Source organism: Gluconacetobacter entanii (assembly GCF_003206495.1).
In the GTDB taxonomy this organism is placed as follows: Bacteria; Pseudomonadota; Alphaproteobacteria; order Acetobacterales; family Acetobacteraceae; genus Novacetimonas; species Novacetimonas entanii.
Genome location: NZ_NKUF01000035.1, coordinates 21,412 through 28,191 on the forward strand (window position 1 = coordinate 21,412; position 6,780 = coordinate 28,191).

Annotated in this window: 5 protein-coding genes; 2 read left to right on the top strand and 3 right to left on the bottom strand. The window is 62.0% G+C overall.

Features of this window, described 5'->3' with window-relative positions; all coding sequences use genetic code 11:
- Positions 1-156 precede the first annotated feature (156 nt).
- Positions 157-1,521 (top strand): PQQ-dependent sugar dehydrogenase, encoded by a 1,365-nt coding sequence (locus CFR72_RS12730; protein ID WP_110914303.1) that lies wholly within the window; start codon positions 157-159, stop codon positions 1,519-1,521.
- Positions 1,522-1,592: 71 nt separating this feature from the next.
- Here CFR72_RS12730 and CFR72_RS12735 read toward each other — a convergent pair whose 3' ends face one another.
- Positions 1,593-3,761: a prolyl oligopeptidase family serine peptidase gene (locus CFR72_RS12735; RefSeq protein ID WP_244182295.1), complete on the bottom strand. Its 2,169-nt coding sequence runs from the start codon at positions 3,759-3,761 to the stop codon at positions 1,593-1,595.
- A gap of 198 nt (positions 3,762-3,959) precedes the next feature.
- Here CFR72_RS12735 and CFR72_RS12740 point away from each other — a divergent pair, with 198 nt between their 5' ends.
- Positions 3,960-4,613, top strand: coding sequence for an SOS response-associated peptidase (locus tag CFR72_RS12740; RefSeq protein WP_110914304.1), 654 nt, complete (start codon positions 3,960-3,962; stop codon positions 4,611-4,613).
- A gap of 54 nt (positions 4,614-4,667) precedes the next feature.
- Here CFR72_RS12740 and CFR72_RS12745 read toward each other — a convergent pair whose 3' ends face one another.
- Together CFR72_RS12745 and CFR72_RS12750 are read right to left on the bottom strand one after the other, a co-directional pair.
- On the bottom strand, positions 4,668-5,486 hold the full coding sequence (locus CFR72_RS12745) for a mechanosensitive ion channel family protein (protein ID WP_208630042.1): 819 nt from the start codon (positions 5,484-5,486) through the stop codon (positions 4,668-4,670).
- Positions 5,487-5,623: 137 nt separating this feature from the next.
- Positions 5,624-6,721 (bottom strand): SDR family oxidoreductase, encoded by a 1,098-nt coding sequence (locus tag CFR72_RS12750; RefSeq protein WP_110914306.1) that lies wholly within the window; start codon positions 6,719-6,721, stop codon positions 5,624-5,626.
- Positions 6,722-6,780: the final 59 nt, after the last annotated feature.

Here is a 6,780-nt window from a genome sequence, read left to right on the forward strand (position 1 = left end):
GGACCTGCCGGATGGCCGCATGATGTGACCACCAGCACGAAACCGGCAAAGGGAATTGTCTGTTGAGCATGACAGGACGCCCCGGACGCGACAGGACGGGCCAGACACCCCCTGATGGTCGCCATGCCAGTAGCGGGAAGAAACGAGGAGTGCGGAATGAAGACACGATACAGGACTTACCTGACCGGCGCGGTGGTTGGCATCGTGGTGATCGGACTGGCGGGATGGAAGATCATGCTGCATCCCGAACACGCCACACAATCGGTAGCGGCCGGCATCGGTCCGCATCCCCGCCTTCCCGCGCCCAACCAGACCATGATGCCCACCGTCAATATCGCGACACCTGTCGGATGGCAGGGCGACGCACATCCCGTCGCGGCACCGGGCCTGAGCGTCGCGCCCTATGCCACCGGCCTCGATCACCCGCGCTGGCTCTACCAGTTGCCGAACGGCGATATCCTCGTGGCCGAGAGCAATTCACCGGGCACGGACATCAGGACACTGAAAAACCGCATCGCCCGCTTCATCCAGGGAGAGGTCGGCGCGGGTGAGAAAAGCCCGAACCGCATCATCCTCCTGCGCGACACGAAGGGAGATGGCCACGCCGACACCCGCACGGTGTTCCTTGATGGCCTGTATTCCCCCTTTGGCATGACGCTGGTGGGCGATGACCTGTATGTCGCCAATGCCAACGCCCTGATGCGGTTTCCCTATCACGAGGGCGAGACACATATTACCGGACCGGGGATGAAGGTGCTTGACCTGCCTGCGGGGTACAATCACCACTGGACCAAGAACGTCATCGCCAGTCCGGATGGGAAGCAGCTTTACATAACCGTGGGTTCAAACAGCAATGCCGCCGATAACGGCATGGATGTGGAAAAGGGTCGCGCGGCAATTTACCAGTATGACCTGGCATCGGGTACGCTGCGTGAATATGCAACCGGCCTGCGCAATCCCAATGGACTGGGTTTTGAGCCGACAACGGGCGCGCTGTGGGTGGCCGTCAATGAACGCGACGAAATCGGCAGTGACCTTGTACCGGACTACATCACCGCCGTGAAGGAAGGCGCCTTCTATGGCTGGCCCTACAGCTATTACGGGCAGCATGTCGACAGGCGCGTACAGCCCCAGCGACCAGAACTTGTGGCACGTGCCGTCGTGCCCGATTATGCACTCGGGCCGCATACGGCCTCGCTGGGCATTGCATTTTCCGGCGGCACCCTGTTGCCGCAGGACTGGCGGCAGGGCCTGTTTGTCGCGCAGCACGGGTCATGGAACCGCCAGCCCAAAAGCGGCTATCGCGTCATTTATATCCCGTTTGCCGACGGCCATCCCGCCGGAATGCCCAAGGATGTCCTGACGGGGTTCCTGACCGCCGATGAAAACCATGTCCATGGCCGTCCGGTAGGCCTGACACTGGATCGCGAGGGGGCGCTGCTTGTCGCCGACGATGTGGGAAACACAATCTGGCGTGTGACCGGCACACAGGCCCAGCCCCCTGCCCCCGCGGCCGAGTAAGCGACGTGACAGGACGGATCATGCATGACGGTGGGGCCGCATGATCCGTCGCAGGTCCGGGTCGGGGGAGATTACAGTTTCATCCCCAGTTGATCCAACAGGAACGCCACGTAATCGGCAGTCTGTCCCAGACGCACATTGACGGCGCTGCCCATGCCGTGCCCTGCCTTGTCACTGATGGACAGGTAGACCGGATATCCCGACGCTGTATCCGCCTGCAGTTTCGCGATCATCTTGCGCGACTGCGCGGGATTGACGCGCCCGTCATGCGTTCCCGTCGCCATGAAGACAGCCTGATATTTCACGCCCGGCCGGACAGCCTGATACGGGGAATAGGAAAGCATGGCATGGAACTGCGCCGGATCGCGGACCGTTCCGAACTCCGTCACGTTGAACGCGCCATTGGGGTCCAGTTCGATCCGCGTCATGTCATAAATTCCCACCAGCGACACGACCGCACGGTAAAGTTCGGGCGTCTGCGTCATGGCCGCCCCCATCAGCAGGCCGCCATTGCTGCCGCCAAGGGCTGCAAGCCGGCTGGAACTGGTATAACCATCCGCAATCACCTGCCGGCTGACGGCGGCAAAATCGTCAAAGACATTCTGTTTGTGCGTCAGAGCGCCATCTTCATGCCATGTCGCCCCGAATTCCCCGCCACCGCGCAGGTTGGTATCGACATATACCCCACCCGCGTCCAGCCATGCCCGCAGCCACGCCCCCATGAAGCGCGGCATCTCCGAAATGCCGTATCCCCCATAACCATAGACCAGTGTCGGGTTCCGGCCATCCAGATGCGTTCCCCTGCGACGGATGACCGTCATCGGCACGTGGGTTCCGTCCAGTGACGTCGCCTCGGCCCGCACGGCTTCGCAGTCCGCAAAGGACACCGGACTGGTGCTCGACAGCGGGGTTGGCTTCAGCTTCCCTGTCCCGGGACGGTAGCGCATCACCTGATGGGGTGTGAGGTAACTGTTGAAGGAAACCAGCATGTCCCCATGGGCAATGGGGGACACATCCGAAACCGAGATCACCGGAGGCAGGGACAGGTCGCCCCGGGGCTTCCCATCGGGGGAAAAGACCGCAACACGGCTCGGGCCGCCAACCATTTCGCGCACATACAGCGTCTTGCGCGTTGCGATCACCGGCGCGCCGCCGAATTCCGCGCCCCCCATGATGACGCCCTCACCTTGCGCGATCAGGCGTTTTGCATCCGCCACTGCCGGATGCTCAAGGCTCGTCTCGAGGAGTTCGCCACGCGGTGCGTTCTTTCGCGACACGAGGTAGATATGATCGTCCGGGCCGATGGCGGCGGCCACGACACGATCATCAAAATCGCTGATGCGCGTGACCTGCCCGCTCTTCTGGTTGATGACATATTGCTGGAACCGGCCGCCATCCCCCTCTTCGACCGAGATCAGCACGGCATGCCCGTTCTGGCTTACGCCATAATTGTCCAGCGCGATTTCGGCGATCTTGGGAAAATCCCGTCCCGCCACATAGACATCCTGCGATACTGGCGTGCCAAGCCGGTGGTACCATACCTGCTGGTAGAAATGACGGTCCGCCTCGGGACGTTCCTCACCGGGATAGCGGGTGTACCAGAACCCGCTGCTGTCGGCTTTCCACGCCAGGCTGCCCCCTGCGGTCGGGTATTGCGCACGGGGGACGATATCGGCGGTTTCGGCGCCTGTCTTCGTGTCAAAGACATGCACGGTCCCGTCCTCCGTCCCGTTTTGCGACAGGGATACCGCCAGCAGCCTGCCATCGGGTGACGGGACGCTCCAGTCGATCGTGGTCTGGCCCGACGGGTCGATCCGGTCGGGATCAATGATCGTGCGGAAGGTTTTCGGATCGGCACGGCCATTCATGACACCCACCACTGGCTGCTGGTGCGGCGGCAGCACGGCCTGCGCGAACACATGACCGCCTGCAAGGTGGAAATCGGAATAGGAAGGCGACTGCGCCCGATAGGCCGCCATCAGGCGGTCAAACACCACCTGCCGCTGCGCAAGGTGGTCAAGATAGGCGCGTGTGCGTGCGTTCTGTGCATCCGACCATGCGATGACCTTTGGATCATCACTGTTTTCCAGCCAGCGATACGGGTCGGTCACGCGCACGCCGTGATAGGTCTGCGACACGGGATGCGCCGGGGTAAAGGGGACACCCCGATCCGCCGCCCAGGCCGTTGATCCCATGGACATCACCAGCAATGAAAACAGCAGGGGCTTCGAACGCAGCATGGATCAGACCTTCCGTCATCGAAATGAACCTTGAGCGGTAGATATTTCCGGCGTCCCCGTCAACCGGCGCCCCCACACGGGCGAATCCCCCATGCGAACGGGGAAGTTGACCCGGTCCTGCCCTGCCACCATGCTCCTGCGCAGACTGGATCATGCCCGGTATCGGCCCCATATCCGGACTCGCGAAAGGAAGGCGGCATGTGTAATCTTTATGCGATGACCAGCAGCCAGCAGGCGATCCGCAAGGCGGCCCGGGTCATGACTGACCATAGCGGCAATCTCCCGCCCCTGCCTGATATATGGCCCAACACCATGGCCCCCATCGTGCGCAATGCGCCGGCGGGGCGCGAACTGGTCATGGCGCGCTGGGGCATGCCCACGCCGCCGGGATACCTGAAGGGTCACAGGGTCGATCGGGGCGTGACCAATATCCGCAACCCGACATCGACATGGTGGAAACGCTGGGACGGTGTGGCGCATCGCTGCCTTGTGCCGCTGACGGCTTTCTCCGAACCGGCGCGCCTGCCTGACGGGAAGTCGCATCCTGTGTGGTTCACCCGCAGCGATGGGGAACCGCTGGCTTTCTTTGCGGGGATCTGGTGCCGGTGGACGTCAGTGCGGAAACTGGCGGATGGCGAAACGACGGATGACCTGTTCGGCTTCCTGACCACCACGGCCAATCGCGAAGTTGGCGCGATCCATCCGAAGGCCATGCCGGTCATCCTGACCCGGGCGGAAGAACTGGATATCTGGATGAATGCGCCCCCGGGCGAAGCGCTGCGGCTGCAACGTCCGCTGCCGGATGGGACCCTGACGGTCATGGATGACCTTCACGGGGCAGAAGATGCATGATCCGCGTTCACGCATCGCCCCGGTTCCGGGGCAATCCCCCGGAACCTGTTTCGGTCATGCGGCGTTCCGCGCCGTGACCCCAAGGCGATATCCTTCCTTCTGAAGCACCTTGATCGAGGCTTCGGAATATTTCGCGACCAGTCCTGACACATCCCCCGGCGCACACCAGAACCCCAGCGTGACCTGAATGTTTGCCGGTTTGGGCAGGAAGGAAACGGAAGGCGCGGGATCCTTGAGCACCTGCGCATCATTCTCCGTCAGGCCGAGCAGCAGCGTCCGTGCCTTGTCGATATCGTCGTTGTAATCAATCAGCAGGCTGACCGAGACCAGAAGCCGCGCTGATTCCGAACTATTGATCACGATGTTGTTTGACAATGTTCCATTGGGGACGAAAATAATTTCGTTATTGGCATCAAGCAGCACCGTACGGAACATCTCGATCGATGTCACCGTGCCCGAACTGCCACCTGCGGTAATGGAATCCCCGACCTTGAAAGGACGGAACAGCAGGATCAGCACGCCACCGGCAAAGTTGGCAAGGCTGCCCTGCAGTGCCATGCCGACCGCCAGGCCCGCGGCACCCAGAACCGCCACAAACGACGTTGTCGCAATTCCGACCATGGACGCCACGCTGATGAGCAGCAGGGCCTTGAGGAACAGTCCGATCACACTCAGCAGGAAACCGCGTAATGTCGGCTCTATATGACTGGCCTCCATCATCCGGCCCGTCGCCCGCGTGACTGCGTTGACCAGTTTCCAGCCCACAAAGAGAACGATCAGGGCCAGAAAGAACTGACCTGCATATCCCAGCGCAAGAGGAAGTAATCCGTCCACCTGCTCCAGAAGTGAATGAACCTGCTTTTCCATGACTATCCTTGATCTGTCTTCTGCGTGCGCAACGTAACGGCAGAGGCCGTCGATACCCATTCATACCGTAAGGTGTTTATGCCCGGTCGTCACCATCACGGTCTTACAAGATAATTTCAGCAAGACCCCTGCCCCGCACCCGATCAGGGAATGTAACGCTCCGTACGCAGGCGCTCGAACAGGTCGAAGAACGAGTCAGGTGTGTACCGGTACCCGGTAAAGCCGAGCCTGCGGCTCAGGCTCATGTCGGTTACGCATTCGACAGGCCGCCCCAGGTCGGCATCGGTGTGCCATGGCGAGGCCAGACGGTCGAGTGCCGCCTCGCGCAACCCGTGCTGGCGCGCAATGGCCGCCCAGTCCGCCTCCCTCCCCGCAAGCACCTGTTCCAGAGATGTGGCATGACCGGGATAGGCCGCAGCCTTGATGCCGAACCAGCCCGCCAGTTCAGGCCACAGCCAGTTCCAGCGGAACACGTCGCCATTGACCACGTTGAACGCCCTGTTGCGCCCTGCGGGACTGGTGGCGGCCCACAGGATCTGGCTGGCAAGCTGGCGGGCATCCGTGACATCCGTCAGGCTGCTCCACTGCACGGGGGAGCCGGGAAAGACGAAAGGCAGTCCCCTCTCACGGCACAGCGTGGCATAGGCCGCAAGCGTGGTGCCCATGTTCATGAGGTTGCCAATGGCATAACCGATCACCGTATGCGGGCGATGGACCGTCCATGCAAAGCCATGCCGGTCCGCTGCTTCGAACAGGACGTCTTCCTGTGCGTAATAGAAGTTTTCGACCTCCAGCCTGGGCATGCTCTCGCGGAAGGGCGTCTGCGGCGGCGCACCCTGCGCATAGGCCTCGAACGGGCCGAGATAATGCTTCAGGCCCGTGACGAGGCTGCCATGGACAAGGGCCTGTGGCTCCGGCAGGGCCGCGATCACATTGCGCAGCATCGCGCTGTTGGCGGCACAGTTTTCCTTTTCCGTCGCGCGGCGGGTCCATGTGGTGAAAAATACATGCGTGGGCACCACACCCGCCAGCGCCGTGCGCAATGATGCCGGGTCAAGCGCATCGGCGGCAACCGGGATGACGGTGCCCGGCAGATGCTCCACCCGCCTGGCAAGGCCGTAGACGCTCCAGCCTTCGGCCACGAGACGGTTGGCAAGGTTCTGCCCGACAATGCCCGTTGCCCCGATAACAAGCGCCCTGTGAGATGGGGTGGTTGCCGTCCTCCCCGCACGGCATCGCAATGTGCCAGAATGGTCGTTGGAAGAAACGACTGCGCGAAAGGACGGCAGATGAAGGATAC

Bases quoted from the DNA above. Each gene is read 5' to 3' on its own strand.
- CFR72_RS12730 (WP_110914303.1), top strand. From the start codon at position 157: ATGAAGACACGATACAGGACTTACCTGACCGGCGCGGTGGTTGGCATC.
- CFR72_RS12735 (WP_244182295.1), bottom strand. From the start codon at position 3,761: ATGCTGCGTTCGAAGCCCCTGCTGTTTTCATTGCTGGTGATGTCCATG.
- CFR72_RS12740 (WP_110914304.1), top strand. From the start codon at position 3,960: ATGTGTAATCTTTATGCGATGACCAGCAGCCAGCAGGCGATCCGCAAG.